The sequence below is a fragment of the Cellulosimicrobium funkei genome, assembly GCF_004519295.1.
GTDB classification, from domain to species: Bacteria; Actinomycetota; Actinomycetes; order Actinomycetales; family Cellulomonadaceae; genus Cellulosimicrobium; species Cellulosimicrobium funkei.
In genome coordinates this window covers 1-18,444 of sequence record NZ_SOZH01000015.1, presented here as the reverse complement: position 1 = coordinate 18,444, position 18,444 = coordinate 1, and the positions used below count along the sequence as shown (strand labels likewise).

The window sequence follows — 18,444 nt, the reverse complement described above, 5'->3', positions numbered from 1 at the left end:
CCCGGCGAGCGCCGGCGTCAGGGCACGACGTCGACGAGCGCGGACGGCGGCGCAGCGCACCCGATCGTCGGGTCGACCTCGCACGCGGTAGGGGCGTGCCGGAGGTTCACCCAGACCTCGGCCTCGCCGGTCGGCGCGTCGTCGGGGACCGGGAACGTGCCGACCGCGTCGCCCTCGTCGTCGGGCTCGAGCACGCCGAGCGAGACGCTGTACCGGCCGGTGGCGGGATCGTCCGCGGGCCCCGCGACCGTGATCAGCACCTCGTAGCGCGCGCGGGCGGGCAGCTCGCGCTCGCACCCCGTGCTGCCGCTGCTTCCCGCCACCTCGACGTGCAGGTCGTCGCCCGGAGCGACGCGCTGCGGCGTCACCAGCGGGTCGTCGGGCTGGCAGTACGCCGTCGGCTCGCCGGTCCCGAGAGCGCAGCCGGACGCCACGGCCACGACGACGGCCAGCCCGCAGAGCGCCCTGCGGGCGACCTGTCCACGGCCGGGCGGGGAGGACGCCGTCACGGCCGCGGGTCGACCCGGCGCCACGGCTTCTCGTCGCGCCGGGCGCCCGTCCCGGCGGCGCAGCGGCGGCAGACGGACGTGACGGCGTCGGCGTCCCGCCCGGTCGCGGGCTGGACGTCGGCCCACGTCACGTGGGGGAACCGGACGAGACCCTGGCGGCTGAGCTGCAGGCGGCACACCGTCGCGTTGGTGCCGCGCTCCCACGCGTGGACCTCGCCGGCGGGCATGCGGACGCCGTCCGGGTCGACCCACGTCCCCGTCGCAGCCACCGCGGCTCCTGAGACACGTCTCGGCATCGTCGTCACCTCCGGCTCCCATCCTCGGCCGGGCTGCGCGCGGTCGCAGCCCTGGCTGGCGGTGCGGTCAGGTGAGGTGGTCGAAGTCGCCGCGGACCCAGGCGGCGTGCCGCTGCGCGGAGCGGAGCACGACCGCCCGCGCGTCGGCGGGGATCACGCCCTCGAAGTTGTTGTAGAGCCGCTCGAACGGGCGCCGCGCCACGCGCTCGGCGACGCGCAGCACGACGGCCGCCGAGAGCGGGATGCGGTTCGGGTAGGACCGCATGAAGCTCACGGAGGTGCGGTCGGGGTTGGCGAAGATCGTGTCGCCCGAGAGCAGCACGCCCCGACCGTCGGCGCCTGCGGCCCAGTGCACGACGGCGCTCCCGGGGAAGTGGCCGCCCGGCTGCGAGAGCACGACGCCGGGCAGCACCTCGCGCTCGCCGGTCCACGTCTCGACGACCGGGTCGGGCCGCGCGACCCAGTGCGCGTCCGCCTCGGCGACGAGCACGGGGACGTCGCCGAGCGCACGGCTCCACTCGACCTGGACGCCGAACATGTGGGGGTGGCTCGCGGCGATCGCGACGACCGGGCCGAGCGCGCGCACCTGCTCGACGGCGGCGTCGTCCACGTAGCCCGGCGGGTCCCACAGCAAGGTGCCTGCCGGGGTGCGCACGACCTTGGCCTGCTGCCCGATGCCGACGGTCGGCTCGCTCGTCAGGCCGAACAGGTCGGGCTCGAGCTCCTCCAGCACGAGGCGCTCGCCCGCCGCGGCGAGCTCGGCGAGCGTGGTCCACGCCTGGCCCGTGGCGGGCACCCACTGGCGCTCGTCGGCGCAGATCGCGCACACCGCGGGGCGCTCGGCATGCTCGACGGCGCACGTGCGGCAGATCCACCAGCCCGCGTCCGGGGTCGGGGCGGGCGAGGGCGCGGGCGTCGTCGTCATGGCACAGGTCTACCGTGCCCCGCCGACACGCGTCTCCTGACAGACTGTCGCCCCCATGATCTCCACGCTCCTCGTCGCGCACCCCTGGATGTCGCCGCTCGCGCTCGCGGCCCTCGTCGTCGTCGGCCCGTTCCTGGGTTCGTGGCTCGTCGGGCGCCGTCGGCTCACCGGCGCGCTGCTCGCCCTGTCCCTCGTGCCGCTGCTCCTGCTGACGCTCGTCCCGGTCGACCGCGAGCTGTACGCCGTCTGCACGGTGGGCTGGGTGCTGCCGACGCCGGCCCGGGTCGAGCTGTTCGCGAACGTCGTGCTGTTCGTGCCGCCTGTTCTCCTCGCGGCGCTGCTGCTCCGCCGGCCGCTCGTCGCGCTGCTGGGCGGGGTCGTCGCGTCGGCGCTCGTCGAGGCGTTCCAGGCGCTCGTCCCGGCGCTGGGACGGTCGTGCGACACGAACGACTGGCTCTCCAACTCGATCGGCGCGCTCGTCGGCGCGGGGATCGCCGTCGTCGCGCTGCGCCTCGCCGCCCGGCGGGCGCGCACGACGGACGACGACCGCGTGGCCGCGACCCGCGCCTCCTGACGACGCGGCCGCGCGCCCGACCTCGGCCGGGGAACTCCAGCGCGGACACGGGAACTCCAGCGCGGACACGGTGTGGGAACGCTTCCACGGAGCGTGCTCACCGGGTTAGCGTGGTGGTCCGGGCGCGTCGCCCGTCACCGCCGACACGACCCCGCCCAGGAGAACGCCATGCCGACCACCACGCTCGACGACGTCGCGGCCGCCGCGCGCGTCTCGCGGTCGACGGCGTCGCGCGTCGTGCGCGGGGCGGGCCGCGTGTCGGACGAGGCGCGCCGCGCCGTCCTCGCGGCGGTCGACGAGCTGGGCTACGTACCGCACCCGGGCGCGCGGGCGCTCGCGAGCGGGCGGGGCGAGCGCGTCGTGGTCGCGGTCGGGTCGCCGTCGGCGGACCTGCTCGCCGACCCCTACGTCGCGCGCGTCGTCGCGGCGGCGAGCCGCACCGCGGACACCCAGGGCGTCGGGGTGGCGCTGCGCTGGCTCGGCCGCGACCCCGGCGGGGAGCTGCGACGCCTCGCGCGCGACCCCGGCGTGGGCGGCGTGCTGCTCGTCGACTACTCGGCCGACGTGCTCGCGAGCGTGCCGCTCGAGCTGGTGGCGCGCGTCGCGGCGATCGGCCCCGCGGACGGCCGCGTCGCCTCGTACGACGTCGACGCCGCCGCCGGGATCGCCGCGCTCGTCGAGCACGTGCTCGCGGCCGGGCGGCGCGACGTCGTCATGCTCACCGGTCCGGGCTGGCTGCCCGGCTCGCGGCGCGCCGTCGAGGCGTACGAGGACGTGGTCCGGGAGGCGGGGGTCCCGGCGCGCGTCGTCGCGGCCGACCTGTCGTGGCTCGCGGGCGCCGAGGCCGCGCGCGAGGCGCGGCGGCGCTGGCCCGGCGTCGACGCGCTCGTCGCGATGAGCGACACCCTCGCCGTGGGCGCGATGCGCGCGCTCGCGGAGGACGGCGTCCGCGTGCCCGACGACGTCGCGGTCACCGGGTTCGACGACCAGCCGTTCGCGGAGCAGGCCGGGCCCGGCCTGACGACGGCCACGCACCCGGTGGAGCGCATCGCGGCCGCCGCGACCACGGCCCTGCTCGGGCGGCGGCACGACGACGAGCGGACGTTCCCGTCCGTCGTCGTGCGGCGCACGAGCGCCTGACCCGGCCGTCGGGACTGCGCTCGCCCGCTCGCCAGGGGGTGGCGCCTCAGGCGGGGAGGTCGTGCGCGAGCAGGTCCTCGCGCAGGTGCCGGGCGTACCCGCCGGGCGTGCGTCCGACGAGGCGCGCCGACGTCAGGACCTCGGCGGACGCGTCGGCGACGACGCGCGCCCCCGCGGCCCGGGCGCGCTCCACCAGGCCCACGTCCTCGTGCTCGGCGACGGGCGCGAACCCGCCCGCGGCGTCGTGGGCCGTGAGGCGTACGCCCAGGTTGGCGCCGTGCACGTGCCCGTTGGCCGTGCCCGGCCGGTGCGTCGCGAGCCATGCGCGCGCCCGGTCCGGCGAGAGCGCGGCCAGCTCGGGGCGGACCGTGCCGACCACGACGTCCGCGCCGGCGTCGGCCAGGTCGAGCTGACGCGTCAGCCAGTGGTCGGGCACCGCGGAGTCCGCGTCGGTGCACGCGAGCCACGTGCGCGACGCGGCGCCGTCCCGGCGCACCTGAAGGTCGGCCACGCCGGCGTGCACCCCCGCCCGACGGGCGCGCCCGACGTTGCCGTGCGCGACCTCCACCACGCGCACGCCCGCGGCGCGGGCGACGCGCGCGCTCCCGTCCGTGCAGCCGTCGAGCACGACGACGACCGCGACCCGCACGTCCGGCCGGTCCCGCGCGACGACGGCCGTCGCCCGCCCGAGCGCCGCGAGGCAGCGCGGCAGCAGCTCCTCCTCGTCGCGGGCGGGGACGACCACGACGACGCGCTCGACTGCACCCACCGGCCGGCTCCCCGGGGCGCTCACAGCAGCCCCGTCGCGCGCGCGACCGACACCGCCGGACGGCGGACGAGCACGTCGAGGACGAAGTCCTCCTCGACGTGGTGCGCGAGCCGGTCGAGCTCCGGGCGGGCGGCGAGACGCGCGTGCACCTCGTCGCCGCCCAGCGGGTACTCGACGACGTCGTGGCGCCAGTGGCACGCGACGAGCACGCCGTCGGCGGCGAGCGACGCCGTCGCCCGGTCCAGCGCGCGGTAGGTCGTCGCGACCGTAGTAGTAGAGGACCTCCGAGAGCACGACGAGGTCGAACGTGCCGTCGGGCCACTCGCCCGGGGTGTCGAGACGCAGCAGCTCGACCTCCGGCCCGAGGCGGCGCCGCGCCTCCGCCAGCGGAGCCTCGGCGACGTCCACCCCGACCACGCGGTCGCAGCGCGCGGCGAGCTCGGCCGTGAGCACGCCCGTCGAGCACCCGAGCTCGAGCGCGGCCCGGAACCGCGGCCGCGGGAGGCTCGCGAGGAGGACGGCCCGCTTGCGCTGCTCGTACCAGCGCGTCTCGAACCCCCACGGGTCGCGTCGGCCCGCGTAGAAGCGCTCGAAGAACCCTGCGTCGAGGCTCGCGCCCGGGTCCGCGGGCTCCTTCGCGACCCGGCGGCCCGACGCGTCGACGAGCACCTCGACCCCGCGGTCCGCGTGCCGGAGCATCTCCGGGCCGAGCGTCGCCTCGTCGCCCGGCGCCGCGGACAGCGGCTCGACCTGCGTCACGTGGGCGGCGAGGGCGCGCCGCTTGGCGTCGCGAGCCCCGGCGCCGAGGGGGAGGGCGCGCAGGGTCGGCCACGGCACCGCGTCGTCGCCCGGGTCCGCCCAGTGCCACAGCCACACCGGGTACTCCAGGAGGCGCAGGCCGAGGCGGTCGGCGACCTCCGCTGCCACCTCGCCCGCGATCCGGTGGTCGCGGTGCCCGTCGCCGCGCCACGGCGCGCACAGCACGACCGACGACGCCGCCACGCTCCCGCCGCCGGGTCCGGCGAGCACGTCGTCCAGCACGTCGCCGAGCACCCGGGCGAGGTCGCCGCGGTGCTCTCGCAGACCGCCGTCGGGCAGGCCGGGCAGCACGAGCCGGGCCGCGGGCGCCAGGACGCCCACCGCCTCGGCCACCTCCGCGCGGCGGACGGCGCGGAGCCGCTCGGGCGAGATCGTCGCCGAGCCCGCGTGCGACGCCTCGCCGTCCGTCGCGACCACCACGGTGACCGCGGTGCCGCGACCGGCGAGCTCGTGCACGAGCCCCGCCGCGCCGAACGACTCGTCGTCGGGGTGCGCGGCGAGCACCACGAGGTGTGCGACCTCGCCCACGTCGAGGCGTGGGACGTCCAGGATCCCGGCGCGCACCCACGCGTCCTCCGACGTGCCGGGCTCGCGGTGGTCGAACGTCACCACGCCGTCGTCCCGTGCGCGAGGAGGGCGCGGCCGAGCGACGCGTCGTCGCGCTCCGCGTGGTGCTGGCGCACGTACAGGCCGAGGTCCGCGACGCGCCGCGCGAACCGCTCGTCCGTGGTCAGCGGGCCCGGGCCGAGCGCGTGGGCGCAGCGGCGCTGCACCTCCTCGACGACCTCCGCGACGACCCCGCGCACGCGGCGCGCCAGCAGGGAGGCGTCCGGGCCGTCCACGCCCGCGTCGACGGCGCTCGCGGCCTCCGCGAGGACCGCCCGGCCGGCGGCGAGCGCGCGGTCCGTCGCGCCGAGGTGCGCGAGCGCGAGCTGGTCGGGCTCGCGCGCGGCGAGCGCGTCGCGCTGCGTCCGCGCCAGCCCGACGGCGCCGCCCCACCAGCACGCCGCGACGCCGATGCCGCCCCACGCGAACCCCGGCCGCTCCAGGTACCAGCCGGGCGCCCCGACCGGCACGGCCGGGACGTCGTCGAACCGGACCGCGGCGCTCACGACCTGGGCGAGCCCGCGCGCGACCCACGGCCCGTCGGCGGGGACGACACCCGGCGACCGCAGCCCGACCGCGAACAGCCGCCGACCGGCGTCGGTCCACGCGGTGACGAGCGCGTGCGAGAGGTCGGCGGCGAGGGAGCACCACGGCTTCGTGCCCGACAGCACCCACGCGCCGTCGCGCTCGTGCGCCTCCAGCCGGACGCCGGGACCCTCCGCCGCGTACACGCCCCACGTGCTGTCCGGACCCGCCCCGACGGCATCGAGCGCCACGTGGACCGGGACCTGACCGAGGATCGCGAGGGCGTCGAGGTGCGGCTCGACGACGCGCGCGGCGCCCACGTCCGTCGCGGCGAGCGACGCGAGCGCGCCCCAGAGCTCGGCGGTCCGCCCGTCGCCGGGGAACGGCGCCCGGGCGCCGATCGTCCGCGCGTGGTCGAGGAGGGCGGCGACGTCGGTCCCGGCCGCGTCGATCGCGGCGAGCTCGTCGGGCCCGACGAGCGCAGACCGGTCGGCGGGCGGGGTCGCCAGCGGCCCCAGGTGTAGCGGGACGAGGTCGGGCGTGGTGGGTCGGGCGAGGTCGGGCATGTCGCGGCTCCCGAGGGTCGAGGGCGGGCCTCGTCTCGACCCGCCACGACCGTAACCGCGGGCGCGTCGCCGGGCGCGCCCAACCCGGGTCGGGCCGTGTGGGAAGACGAACAGGGCGCGCAGGCAGCCGGGCGGAGCGGGCCGACGACGGGCCGCCGGGCGCGGCGGCCCGTCGTCGCCGGTGAGCTCAGTCGCGGCGCGGCGTCGTGCCCGGGTCGGTGGCGTCGTCGTCCGCGCTCGTGCGCCCGGTGCCGGGAGAGTCGGTGTCGGTGTCCGTCGACCGGCCGTTCGACTCGCGGAGGGCGCGCGCCTGCTCGACGGCCTCCTCCCGCTTGGCGGCCTTCTTCTCGCTCGCGCGCGTGTCGCGCGGCGGGAGCTGGATGCGCTCCTCCGCGGGCATGCCGCTCTGCAGCTCGCGGCTGCGCTCGACCTCGGCGTCGAGCTCGGCGCCGAGCAGGAGCGCGAGGTTCGTCAGCCAGAGCCACAGGAGGAAGATGATGACGCCCGCCAGGGTGCCGTAGGTCGCGCCGTAGTTGCTCAGCCCGCTGCCGAGGTAGAGGCCGAACGCCGCCGAGGCGACGACCCAGACGAGGATCGCCAGGATCGCGCCCGGGCTGACCCAGCGGAACTTCGGCTGCTTGATGTTCGGCGTGAGGTGATAGAGCAGCGCGACGAGGACGACGACGAGCAGGAGCGCGACCGGCCACTTCGCGACCTGCCAGACGGCGATCGCGGTGTCCCCGAGGCCGACGAGCTCGCCCACCTGGCGCGCGATCGGCCCGGACAGGACGAGGCTCCCCACGACCAGGCCCGCGAGCAGCACGGTGATGACGGTGACACCCAGCATCACGGGGCGCAGCTTCCAGATCGGGCGCCCCTCCTCGATCTCGTAGATGCGGTTCATCGACCGCGAGAACGCGCCCACGTAGCCGGACGCCGACCACAGGGCCAGCACGACACCGATGACGAGCGCGAACCCGGCCTTGTCCGTGTTGGCGGCGTTCTCGACGAGCGGCTTGATCATGTCGAGGGTGGTCTGCGGCACGACGCCCTCGACGCTCTGGAGCACCGACTCGACGGCCTTCTCGCCGTCGCCTACGAGCCCGAGGATCGACACGAGCGCCAGCAGCGCGGGCGCCGACGCCAGCACCGCGTAGTACGTCAGCGCGGCGGCCAGGTCGGTGCACTGGTCGTCCATGAACTCGCGCACCGCGCCCTTGACGGCGAAGCCCCACGACGGCTTGCGCAGGTCCGTGGGGGAGTCGGGCTTGTGGTCGGCGTCGGGGGCGGGCCGCGACTCCTCGTCCCGTGCGGTGCCGGACGCGTGGCGTCCGCTGCTGTCGGTCATGGCGGCCTCCTCGGTGGGCGTCGCCTCGGCGCACGACGCTCGCGTCGGTGGACGGCCTCACGGCGCGTCCCGGACGAGCACCACGCTCCGTGCGCCGGGCTCCACCCGCAAGCGGAGGGGCCTGGGGCCGGCGGCTACTCGAGCCCGAGGTCCTGCTGCGCGGCGTGCAGGGCGTCGGCGGACGCGCGGAGCTGGCGCTCCTCGGCCGCCGACATCGTGAGGTCGAGGACCTGCTGGACGCCGCCGGAGCTGATGACGCTCGGTACGGAGAACGCCACGCCGCCGATGGCGCGGTAGTCGTCGTGCACGGTGCCGACGGGCAGCACGGCGTGCTGGTCGCTGACGACCGCCTCGACGATCCGGGCCCCCGCGAGCCCGATCGCGTAGTTCGTCGCGCCCTTGCCCTCGATCACCCGGTACGCGGCCTGGCGCACCTGGTCGGTGATCTCGTCGAGCTCGCCGTGCGTGAAGTGGTGGCCGTCGGGCGAGACCCAGTCGAGGATCGGCACCGGCCCGATGCGCGCCTGCGACCACAGCGCGAACCCGGTGTCCCCGTGCTCGCCCACGATGTCGGCGTGCACGCTCGTCGTCGCGACCTGCGCCTTGTCGGCGATGAGGCGCCGCAGCCGGGAGGTGTCGAGCACCGTGCCGGACGAGAAGACGCGCGACGTCGGCAGGCCGCTGATCTGCTGCGCGGCGACGGTCAGCACGTCGCACGGGTTGGTGACGATGCAGTAGACGGCGTCCGGCGCGTGCTCGAGGAGCTGCGGCAGCAGCGTCTCGAGGATGCGGACGTTCGTGCCCGCGAGGTCCAGGCGGCTCTGGCCCGGGTCCTGCTTCGCACCGGCGGTGATGACGACGACGTGCGACCCCTCCGCGACCGACGGGTCCGCACCGCCGACGACCTGGCTCGCCCCCGTGAACTGCGTGCCGTGGGCGAGGTCGAGCACCTCGGCCTCGACCTTCGCGCGGTTGATGTCGTAGAGCGCCACCGTCCGTGCGGAGCCACGGATCAGCGCGGCGTACGCCAGGCTGGTCCCCACGCTCCCGGCGCCCACCACCGTGACCTTCGAGCTCTCGACGCGTGTCATGGGCACCACGCTACGCAGACGGCGCCGCCGCGGCTCGTGCGCGGCGTCCGGGGGCGGTGCCGGAGGGCCTGGGGCATCATCGGCAGTGCTCCTCGGCCCGCCCGGGGAGGCCCGACCGCCAGGCCGGGCAGGGTGCGAGGCGAGGACGGTCATGAGAGCTCTGCGGTCCCGGGTCGCGGCGGTCGCCGCGGCGGGTGTGGTGCTGGTGTCGGTCGGGGCCTGCTCGGCGGACGAGCCGAGCTTCTGCGACGCCGCCCGGTCGTACGAAGCGACCGTCAGGGCCAGCACGGAGTCGCTCACGCGCGACGAGGCCGCGGACGCGTTCGCGCAGGACGCCGAGGCGATGCGCGAGGTCACCGCGCCCGACGCGCTCAGCGCGGACTGGGACCGCGTGACGACGACGGCCTCGGACGTGGCGGACGCCCTGGCCGACGGCGACGACGGGACCGAGCTCCTGCTCGACGACGACTACCAGGCCTCGTTCAGCGCGGTCACCGAGCACGTCAAGAACAGCTGTAGCTGAGACGGCTCGCGCGCGAAGGCCGGGAAGGGCGGTCGTGGCTCTGGGATGACGCCAACGAGCGCCGCAGAGTCCGGGAGCGACGAGCCTCGACCGGCCCAGGGGATAGCAGCAGAGGCGTCGTCGTGCCGTACCCCTGTCGCTCGGGGGAGCGGCGCGCGCACCGGTGAGGTCCTGCCCGAGAAGGCGCTCGACACCCCCACCACGCCGTAGGCCGACACCCGCGCGCCGATCCGTCCGAGACGACACCCGGCCTCTGCCAGACTCCTCAGGCATGGACGACGGACGAGCCTGGACGTGGGGCTTTCGCGCTGCGCGCCCGGCCGTCGAGCTGTTCGCGATCGCGACCGTCCTGCTCTGCGTCGCCTGGCTGGCTGATCGGCCGGCGGCAGGGCACGCGGACGACGCTCGGGCCCCACGGGTGGGCCGTCGACGGCCGGTCCGTGCTCGGAGGTGATCAGAGCGTCCAGCCCACCCGGGCTTCCATCGGGCCGCCGCACGCTTCCGACCCTCCGACGCGGACCCAGTCGACGGACTTCTCGGTCTCGGCGAGGACTGCTCCGGTCTCGTCGAGGGCGCGCAGCCCGACCGGGTTGGTCCGCGAGAAGACCGTGAAGGACCAGGTGTCACCCTCCCGTGAGGTCGCGATGGCCGGCTCCTGCGCGTCGGGACCTGTCGGCAGCGGTGGTTGCCACCCGGCGTCTCCGCCATCGCGCACCTGAAGATGGTGCACCTCCTCGGTGTCGCCGGTCAGCACCACCTCGAGGAGATCGGCGTACGCGATCGCGGGGCAGACCTCGGCGCCGCCGGAGAGCCGCGAGACGAGGAGCGCCACGACGACCAGCGCCCCGACGACCACGAGGCTCGTCCCCGCCCAGACGGGCAGGCGCACGCGCCGAGGTCTCGTCGGCCGGTGCGCCCGGTCGACGTCCTGCTCCTCCATGAGTGCCCCCCTCGTCGCGGGACCGGTCCCGGTACCGTGCACGTCGCGGAGGACGACCCTGGCCGCGCGCGACATCGAGGACCATCATGGCCGATCCGCCGCCCGGTCAGGCGGTGCGCACCCGTCCCCGCAGGTCCGCGTCTCCTCGCGGAGCCGGGTGTGGCGGCGTGGACCCCACCCGGTTCGCCCGCCGCGGGTGATGCCGCGCCTCGCTCGTCGTCCGTACGGTCGAGCCGATGCCCTCCGCCGCGCCGTCCTGCTGCGCGCCGGTCGGCGACGACGTCGCACCCGCCCACCGCACCTCGGCAGGTCCGCACCCGAGGCGGGCCACGGCGTCGGTCCGCACGGCCCAGGACAGACGGGAGAGAGTGGATGAGCACCGAGCCCCGCCGGACGGTCGTCGGACCGCCCCTGCCCACGGAGCGGTCGTTGCCGTTCCCGCCCCGCCGCTCCGGCAGCGTCGCGGGCCGGACGATCCAGGAGTCGACGTACTCCCCTCGCCCGCCGGAACGCCACCTGCCCCCGGGCACGCCGAACGTCGTCGTGATCCTCATCGACGACGCGGGGCCCGCGCTCCCGACGACGCTCGGGGGCGCCGTCCGCACCCCGACGCTCGACCGGGTGCGCGCGAACGGCATCGGGTACAACCGCTTCCACACGACCGCGATGTGCTCGCCGACGCGCGCGTCCCTGCTCACCGGGCGCAACCACCACCGGGTGGGCAACGGCCAGATCGCGGAGCTCGCGAACGACTGGGACGGCTACTCGGGGCACATCCCGAAGAGCAGCGCGACGATCGCGGAGGTGCTGCGCCAGTACGGGTACGCGACCGGCGCGTGGGGCAAGTGGCACAACACCCCGGCGGAGGAGACGACGACGGCCGGCCCGTTCGACCGCTGGCCCACCGGGTACGGGTTCGAGTACTTCTACGGCTTCCTCGCGGGCGAGGCGTCGCAGTACGAGCCGCACCTCGTGCGCAACACGACCCCGACCCTTCCGCCGAGGACCCCCGAGGAGGGGTACCACCTCAGCGAGGACATCGCCGACGACGCCATGCGGTGGCTGCGCGACCACAAGGCGAACGCGCCGGACAAGCCGTTCTTCGTCTACTGGGCCACCGGCGCGCTGCACGGGCCGCACCACGTCATGAAGGAGTGGGCGGACAGGTACGCCGGCGCGTTCGACGACGGGTGGGACGCCTATCGGGAGCGGGCCCTCGCGGGAGCGAAGGCGGCGGGCTGGGTGCCCGAGGACGCCGAGCTGACGCCCCGCCCCGAGAGCCTCGCGGGGTGGGACGACATCCCCGACGACCAGAAGGCGTTCCAGGCGCGGCTCATGGAGGTCGCCGCGGGGTTCGGCGAGCACGCGGACGTGCAGGCCGGGCGTCTGCTCGACGAGGTGGAGCGGCTCGGCTACGCGGACGACACGATCGTCGTCTACATCTGGGGCGACAACGGCTCGTCGGGGGAGGGGCAGAACGGGACGATCAGCGAGCTGCTCGCGCAGAACGGCATCCCCTCGACGGTCGAGCAGCACATCGCCGCCCTGGAGGAGCTCGGGGGCCTCGACGCGCTCGGCACCCCCGCGACGGACAACCAGTACCACGCCGCGTGGGCGTGGGCCGGGTCGTCGCCGTACCAGGGCATGAAGCTGCTCGCGTCCCACCTCGGCGGCACGCGGAACCCGATGTTCGTGAGCTGGCCCGGGCACATCGAGCCCGACCCCGTGCCGCGCACCCAGTTCCACCACGTCGTCGACCTCGTGCCGACGATCTACGAGATCCTCGGCATCTCCCACCCGGAGACGGTGAACGGCGTCCCGCAGGACCCGATCGACGGGACGAGCCTCGCGTACTCGATCGACGACGCCGGGGCCGAGGGCCGCCGTCGGACGCAGTACTTCGAGATCATGGGCAGCCGGTCGATCTACTCCGACGGCTGGATGGCGTCGGCGACCGGCCCACGCCTGCCGTGGGTCCAGGGGATGCCGGCCGGGATCCAGACGTGGACCCCGGACCAGGACCGGTGGGAGCTCTACCACCTCGACGAGGACTGGAGCCAGGCGCACGACCTCGCCGCGGATCACCCCGAGAAGCTCGCCGAGCTCAAGGAGCTCTTCGCGATCGAGGCGGCGCGCAACGACGCGCTCCCGGTGGGCGGCGGGCTGTGGGTGCCGGTCATGCACCCCGAGGACCGGATCAGTCCCCCGTACACCGCGTGGGACTTCGCGGGGGACACCGTGCGCATCCCGGAGTTCTGCGCGCCGGCGCTGGGCAACCGCCCGAACCGGGTCGAGATCCGGCTCTCCGTCCCCGACGCTGCGAACGGCGTGCTCTACAAGCTCGGGGGCGCGGGCGGCGGGCTGACCTGCTTCCTGCTCGACGGCGTCCTCACCTACGAGTACAACCTGTTCCTCGTCCAGCGGACCGTGGTGCGGTCGGGCGCGCCGCTCACCGCGGGCGACCACACGGTCGAGATCGTCACGACGTACGCCGAGCCGCGGCCGGGCGGCCCGCTCGACGTCGTGCTGCGGGTGGACGGCGAGGAGGTCGGTTCCGGCACGGTGCCCGTGAGCGCGCCCCTGCTGTTCTCCGCGAACGACTGCCTCGACGTGGGACGCGCGTACGGCGGCGCGGTGTCGCGCGCGTACGCGGACCGGATGCCGTTCGCGCTCGACGGGCGCATCGACGGCATGCACGTCGCGTACCTGTGACGCGACTTCACACTTCCCGGGTGAGGACGCGGACGGGGCCCGGGGGCCAGCCTGGGGGTCGAGCCCGTGCGCCGCGCGGGACGGACGCGGGGAGGACGCGACGATGACGCAGGAACTCAGCGACGGGCCTGGTGCAGGGCTCGACGACCTCCGGGAGAGCGGGCCCGTCGACTTCCTCGTCGTCGAGCTCCCCACCGACCGCGCGACGGGTGACCGCGCGTTCCCCTACCTCGTCGACCTCGTGGACCGCGGCATCATCCGCGTGCTCGACCTCGTGGTCGTGCGCCGCGAGGACGACGGCGGCGTGACGGCCGTCGGGCTCGAGGAGCTCGACGACGGGTCGACGGAGCTCGCCGTGTTCGAGGGCGCGCGGTCGGGGCTGCTCGACGACGACGACCTCGCGCAGGCGGTGGACGCCGTCGAGCCCGGCATGACGGCCGTCGTGCTGGTGTACGAGAACGTGTGGGCGGCGCCGTTCGCGACCGCGCTGCGCCGCAACGGTGCCCAGCTCGTCGCGAGCGGGCGCATCCCGGTCCAGGCGCTCATCGCGTCGCTGGACGCCACCGAGCCGGTCGGCTGACCGGCGCCAGGAAGGAGACCACCGTGCCAGGACTGCTCCGCGGCGTGGCCCGCACCGCCGTCGTCGCCGGGACGGCGACCGCCGTCTCGAACCGTGTCTCGCGCCGCCAGGCGGGCCGCTGGGCCGCCCAGGAGTCGGCGCAGGAGCCGCAGTACGCGGCCCCGCCGCCGCAGTACGCCGCGCCGGCACCCGCCCCGGCGGCCACGGACGCGCGCATCGAGCAGCTCACGCAGCTCGCCGCGCTCCGAGACCAGGGCGTGCTCACCCCGGCAGAGTTCGAGGCCCAGAAGGCCCGCATCCTCGCCTGACACGGCCGGTCCGCCGTCGCGCGGGCCGGCCCGGCACGGCGGAAGGACGAGCATGACCCGGACCCGCACCGCCGACCCGGGGCGTCGTCTGCGGCGCGAGGCCTGGGGGTTCGCGGCCGGGTCGCTGTGCTTCCTCGTCGGCGCGCTCCCGCCGTTCGCGGGCGCGGTGGGCGCCGTGGCGACCGGGGTGACGTTCGTCGTCGGCTCGGTGTTCTTCACGGCCGCGGCGTTCGTCCAGCTGGGCCTGAGCGGGCGCCGCCCGCCCCGCACGGGCACGCCGCCCGCCGACCGCTGGGACTGGTGGTCCGCGGCCGTGCAGCTCGTCGGGACGCTGTGCTTCAACGTGAGCACGACGGCGGCCCTCGTCGCGGCCGTGAAGGCCCCGACCGCGCTGTGGGTGGGGTGGAGGCCCGACGCCTACGGCTCGGTCGCGTTCCTCGTGTCGTCGGCGCTCGCGGTCCTCGCGACGCGCGACCGGGGCCACCTGTGGGACACCGACGCGCGCACGTGGCACGGCACGTGGCTGAACATGATCGGCTCCGTCGCCTTCGCGGCGTCCGCCGTCGGGGCGTACGTCGACCCGTCCACGGGGACGTACGTGAGCGCGTGGTGGGACGACGCCGGGACGCTCCTCGGCGCCGTCTGCTTCCTCGCCGCCGCGCTGCTCTCGCGCCGGGCGGCCGGTGCCCCGGCACGCGCCGACGCCGTCCCGGCCGGGTGACGCCCCCGCGTCACCCGGCCGGGCGCTCCGGGTGTCAGGAGCAGTCGGTCGCCGCGTAGTCGGCGTCCACGGCCGCGGTGGCCGTCCCGGCGCTCGCGCTCCCGGCGTCGACCGACGCCGCGCGGACGGCGAACGACTGGTACGCCGCCCGGCCCGGCTGGACGTCCGCCACCGTGCGCTCGCCGTACGGCGTGCGCAGCGTGACGTCGGCGGGCTCGTCGCCGGTGTTGCGCGCCGTGACCGCGACGTAGGCGCCGCCGGCGAGGCAGCGGCTCGTCGCCTGGACCGCGAGCGCGGCCGGGGCGGCGGTGAGCTCGACCGTCGGACCGTCGAGCTCGACGACCGTCACGCTCGACCCGGAGGTCGAGGTCCACGTCGTGGCGGGCGTGAACGACCCGCGGTCGAGGTCGGCCTGCGTGACGACGTGGTGCGCGAACGTGCACGTGTACGACCCCTCGGCCGGGAGGTTCCGGTACCGGCAGTTCTGCGCGGCGTTCGCGGGGTCGAGCCCGGCGAGGTTCCCCGTCGGCACCACCTGGGTCGCGGCCGTCGAGAGGTTGCGCACGTCGAACGTGAAGCTCAGCCGGTCGCCCACGGCGTACGACTGCTGCAGGTTCGCGTGCGTCCCGCGCACGCTGATGTTCCCGGGCGCGCCGAAGTACACGCCGGGACCCTCGTGCTCCACGGTGGTGACGGTCGTGCCGGACGTCGACGTCCACGTGGTGCGCGGCGCGAAGAAGCCCGCGTCGAGGTCGGCCTGCGTGATCGTGTGCCGGGCGGACGTGCACGTGTACGCCGCGCGCGCCCCGAGGTTGCGGTAGCGGCAGTTCGGCGCGCCCTGCGCGGGGTCGAACCGCTCGAGGTTCCCCGTCGGCGAGACGGTCGTCACGGCGTCGGACAGGTTGGTCACCGTGAACGAGTAGGTGACGATGTCGCCGACCTTCCAGCCGTCGGCCGGCGTGGCGCTCGTGACGCTCGCCGTGGTGACCTCGACCTCGCCGGGCGTGCTGCTGGGGGCCGCGAGGAGCCAGTCGTGGTCGAGCTTGGCGAACCGGATGCCGCCCCCGCCGCCGCCCGGCTCGTAGAGCAGGCCGACGGTCCCGTCCGCGAGCGTGGCGAGCGTCGAGTACGCCATGCCTCCCGGCTGGAAGACGCGCGCGACGGGCCACGTCTCGCCGTCGTCGTAGCTGACGCGGACGGTGCCGTTGACGCGCCCGGTCTGCGACGCGGCGTTCGAGAAGAGCAGCACCTTCGCCTCGGCCGACCCCTGGGGCGCGTTCGGGTACGCGCGCACGATCGACGCGTTGTTGGTCGGGTCGGGCAGCTCGGTGTCGAGGGTGACCGGCCCGTACGTCACGCCGCCGTCGGTCGAGTACGCGACCTTGCGGTACTTCGACCCGGCGGAGTCGCGCGAGTTGAGCATGACGCGCCCGTCCGAGAGCTCGACGGTCTTGTTCTCGTCCATGCCCGTGCCGACGGGGGTGCCGACCTTCCAGGTGGCGCCGTGGTCGTCGGAGTAGACGGACACGGCCTGGAACTGGCCGGAGCCGTTGATGATCGTGTACTGCTGCAGGAGCCGGCCCGCGTGGGGGCCGTACCGGAGCTGGATGCCCTGGCCCGACGCGGCGAAGCGCGAGCGCCACCCGAGGTCCGCCGTGACGTCGGCGGTGATGGTGCGGTGGGTCCACGTGCGGCCGTCGTCGGTGGAGGCGGAGACGTTGGCGTGGATGACGTCGCGCGCGGTCGGGTCGACGCCCGGCCGGGAGCCGCCGAAGCCCTGGTCGTAGGACTTCACGTGGAAGTTGAAGATCGTCCCCGTCTCCCGGTCGACGACGTAGCTCGGGTCGGAGTAGCCCTCGATCGGCGCGGTGGTCTTCCCGGCGGCGACGACCTCCTGCGGCCCCCACGTGACGCCGTCGTCGGTGGAGCGGCGCTGGAGGATCGAGTTCGGCCCGGGGGAGTCGGCCGCGGTGGGGCGGCCGTCGTACGAGGCGAGGACGTCGCCGTTCGGCGCCACGGTGAGCGCGGGGATGCGGTAGTTGGGGAAGCCGCCCTGGCCGTTCGTCGCGAGCTGCTGCTCGGTGTACGAGCCCGGTCCGCCGGTGGCGGGCGCGAGGTCGAAGTCGGGGGCGAGGGTCGTGTGGTGGGCCGACGCCGTCGTGACGGGGGCGACGACGCCGCCCACCGCGAGCGCGAGCGTCGCGGCGACGGTCACCGCGCGGTGCGCGGGTCTGCGGAGGTGTCCGATCATGCCGTTCCTTCCGGTCGGTGCTCGGCGCGGGCGGACGGTCACGGGGGAACGCGGCGACGCTGCCGAGAACGCTTGAACAGATGATGTCAGATGTCTGACGTCAGGAAGGTAGCCCGGCGGGTCGGCAGGGTCAAGGGCGGCGCGCGGACAGCACGACGCCCGCCGGCCGCGCGGGGTGCGCGGCCGACGGGCGTCGGTGGGGGTCGGAGCTCTCCGGCGGCTCAGCCGCGGCGGGTCCGGCGGGACGCGATCACGACGGCGGTGCCCGCGGCGGCGAGCGCCGCGGCGATCCCGGCGTACAGGGCGGCGCTCACGCCGGTCTCCGCGAGCCCCGGGTTCGCCGCGGAGGCGCTGACCGTGCTCGAGACGGGGACGACGCCGGCCGGGTCGCCGAGCCCGGGCGGGTTCGTCGCGCAGTCGGGCGACGCCGGCGGGTAGACGGTCGTCACGACGACGTGGGGGTTGACCTCGAAGCGGACGTCGACGGAGGGGCGCACCCAGTCGTACTCGTCGCCCTCGACCCACCGGCCGTCCTCGAGGCGCCAGCCGGGCCAGTCGACTCCGCGGCCGGAGTCGTCGACGACCGCGCCGGGCCACAGGAGGCGGCCCGAGAGCGGGAGCCCGCTCTGCACGACGCTCTCGCCGTCCGGGTTGATCCACGTGACCGTCGCGGTGTCGTGGTCGGTGCCCTCCACCTCGATCGCGTAGTCGAGGTACGCGGCGTCGCTCTCGCACACGGGCGCGAGGGTCGTGAGGCGCATCGACGGCTCGGTCGGCACGTAGGTGTCGCCCTCCGCCGCGTGGGCCGGCCCCGCGAGGAGCGCGGCGGTGGCGGCGAGAGCGGCGGCGGCGGTGGCCCGCCCGGCGGCGCGGCGCCCGGTCGAGGTGCTCATGGTGGTTCCCGTCGGGTCGTGGTCGGTCGGGTCTCGGCGGGCGTCGTCCACGGGCGCCGCCGTACCCCCGCGGACCAGCGGGACCGGAGCGGCAGGGGCACGGGCGTGTCGGACACGAGAGGCGGCACCGCCGTCGTCGCCGATGCCCGCACCTGCAGGGGGCTGTGGTGCGGGCATCGGCTGGGCCTCAACCTAGACACCCAACTGGACAGGCGTCCAGTTCTCGAGCGGGTGAAGTCCGGGCGGTGTCGAGCCGCCTGGGCGGCGGGCTAGAGGCCCTGCCAGTCGGGCTTGGACGCGTACGTCTGGCGGTAGTAGTCGCCGAGCTGCAGGCGCGAGGCCGCCGCG

General features: G+C 75.7%; 17 protein-coding genes. 7 read left to right on the top strand and 10 right to left on the bottom strand.

Features of this window, described 5'->3' with window-relative positions; genetic code table 11:
- Positions 1-17: 17 nt before the first annotated feature.
- From E1O70_RS19555 to E1O70_RS19545, 3 genes are all read right to left on the bottom strand, one after another.
- The gene (locus tag E1O70_RS19555; protein ID WP_134724207.1) at positions 18-509 is read right to left on the bottom strand and encodes a hypothetical protein; all 492 of its coding nucleotides are present in this window, start codon (positions 507-509) and stop codon (positions 18-20) included.
- Positions 506-778, bottom strand: coding sequence for a hypothetical protein (locus E1O70_RS19550; protein WP_144681188.1), 273 nt, complete (start codon positions 776-778; stop codon positions 506-508). The genes E1O70_RS19555 and E1O70_RS19550 overlap by 4 nt, the downstream gene beginning before the upstream one ends.
- Before the next feature lie 94 nt (positions 779-872).
- The gene (locus E1O70_RS19545) at positions 873-1,730 is read right to left on the bottom strand and encodes an MBL fold metallo-hydrolase (protein ID WP_061268862.1); all 858 of its coding nucleotides are present in this window, start codon (positions 1,728-1,730) and stop codon (positions 873-875) included.
- A 55-nt stretch (positions 1,731-1,785) separates the two neighbouring features.
- Here E1O70_RS19545 and E1O70_RS19540 point away from each other — a divergent pair, with 55 nt between their 5' ends.
- Both E1O70_RS19540 and E1O70_RS19535 read left to right on the top strand, forming a co-directional pair.
- Positions 1,786-2,304 carry a VanZ family protein gene (locus tag E1O70_RS19540; protein ID WP_061268861.1) on the top strand — a complete coding sequence of 173 codons (519 nt, stop codon included), beginning with the start codon at positions 1,786-1,788 and terminating at the stop codon, positions 2,302-2,304.
- A gap of 168 nt (positions 2,305-2,472) precedes the next feature.
- Positions 2,473-3,444 carry a LacI family DNA-binding transcriptional regulator gene (locus tag E1O70_RS19535; protein WP_061268860.1) on the top strand — a complete coding sequence of 324 codons (972 nt, stop codon included), beginning with the start codon at positions 2,473-2,475 and terminating at the stop codon, positions 3,442-3,444.
- A 46-nt stretch (positions 3,445-3,490) separates the two neighbouring features.
- Here the strand turns inward: E1O70_RS19535 and E1O70_RS20535 are convergent, their stop codons facing one another.
- The 4 genes from E1O70_RS20535 to E1O70_RS19510 all read right to left on the bottom strand — a co-directional run bounded on the left by E1O70_RS20535 (position 3,491) and on the right by E1O70_RS19510 (position 9,168).
- A complete protein-coding gene (locus E1O70_RS20535) occupies positions 3,491-5,641 on the bottom strand; it encodes a PIG-L family deacetylase (RefSeq protein ID WP_240696783.1) in 2,151 nt (716 codons plus the stop codon).
- Positions 5,638-6,729 carry an acyl-CoA dehydrogenase family protein gene (locus E1O70_RS19520; protein ID WP_240696782.1) on the bottom strand — a complete coding sequence of 364 codons (1,092 nt, stop codon included), beginning with the start codon at positions 6,727-6,729 and terminating at the stop codon, positions 5,638-5,640. The genes E1O70_RS20535 and E1O70_RS19520 overlap by 4 nt, the downstream gene beginning before the upstream one ends.
- 187 nt (positions 6,730-6,916) lie before the next feature.
- Positions 6,917-8,077, bottom strand: a complete 1,161-nt coding sequence (locus tag E1O70_RS19515) for a YihY/virulence factor BrkB family protein (RefSeq protein WP_061268858.1) — start codon at positions 8,075-8,077, stop codon at positions 6,917-6,919.
- A gap of 134 nt (positions 8,078-8,211) precedes the next feature.
- The gene (locus E1O70_RS19510) at positions 8,212-9,168 is read right to left on the bottom strand and encodes an L-lactate dehydrogenase (RefSeq protein WP_061268857.1); all 957 of its coding nucleotides are present in this window, start codon (positions 9,166-9,168) and stop codon (positions 8,212-8,214) included.
- A 151-nt stretch (positions 9,169-9,319) separates the two neighbouring features.
- Here E1O70_RS19510 and E1O70_RS19505 point away from each other — a divergent pair, with 151 nt between their 5' ends.
- A complete protein-coding gene (locus E1O70_RS19505; RefSeq protein ID WP_061268856.1) occupies positions 9,320-9,691 on the top strand; it encodes a hypothetical protein in 372 nt (123 codons plus the stop codon).
- Positions 9,692-10,145: 454 nt separating this feature from the next.
- On the opposite strand, the gene E1O70_RS19500 is transcribed toward E1O70_RS19505, so the two are convergent.
- A complete protein-coding gene (locus E1O70_RS19500) occupies positions 10,146-10,631 on the bottom strand; it encodes a hypothetical protein (RefSeq protein ID WP_061268855.1) in 486 nt (161 codons plus the stop codon).
- A 372-nt stretch (positions 10,632-11,003) separates the two neighbouring features.
- Between E1O70_RS19500 and E1O70_RS19495 the strand changes: the two genes are divergently transcribed.
- From E1O70_RS19495 to E1O70_RS19480, 4 genes are all read left to right on the top strand, one after another.
- Entirely contained in the window at positions 11,004-13,343 is a 2,340-nt protein-coding gene (locus tag E1O70_RS19495) for an arylsulfatase (protein ID WP_061268854.1), read from the top strand.
- 103 nt (positions 13,344-13,446) lie between these two features.
- Positions 13,447-13,923 (top strand): DUF6325 family protein, encoded by a 477-nt coding sequence (locus tag E1O70_RS19490; protein ID WP_061268853.1) that lies wholly within the window; start codon positions 13,447-13,449, stop codon positions 13,921-13,923.
- A gap of 23 nt (positions 13,924-13,946) precedes the next feature.
- Positions 13,947-14,231: an SHOCT domain-containing protein gene (locus E1O70_RS19485; RefSeq protein WP_043653548.1), complete on the top strand. Its 285-nt coding sequence runs from the start codon at positions 13,947-13,949 to the stop codon at positions 14,229-14,231.
- 52 nt (positions 14,232-14,283) lie between these two features.
- Positions 14,284-14,952, top strand: a complete 669-nt coding sequence (locus tag E1O70_RS19480) for a YrhK family protein (RefSeq protein ID WP_061268852.1) — start codon at positions 14,284-14,286, stop codon at positions 14,950-14,952.
- Positions 14,953-14,986: 34 nt separating this feature from the next.
- Here the strand turns inward: E1O70_RS19480 and E1O70_RS19475 are convergent, their stop codons facing one another.
- Together E1O70_RS19475 and E1O70_RS19470 are read right to left on the bottom strand one after the other, a co-directional pair.
- A complete protein-coding gene (locus E1O70_RS19475; RefSeq protein WP_061268851.1) occupies positions 14,987-17,203 on the bottom strand; it encodes a sialidase family protein in 2,217 nt (738 codons plus the stop codon).
- Positions 17,204-17,424: 221 nt separating this feature from the next.
- On the bottom strand, positions 17,425-18,096 hold the full coding sequence (locus E1O70_RS19470; protein WP_128957659.1) for a peptidase: 672 nt from the start codon (positions 18,094-18,096) through the stop codon (positions 17,425-17,427).
- Positions 18,097-18,444: the final 348 nt, after the last annotated feature.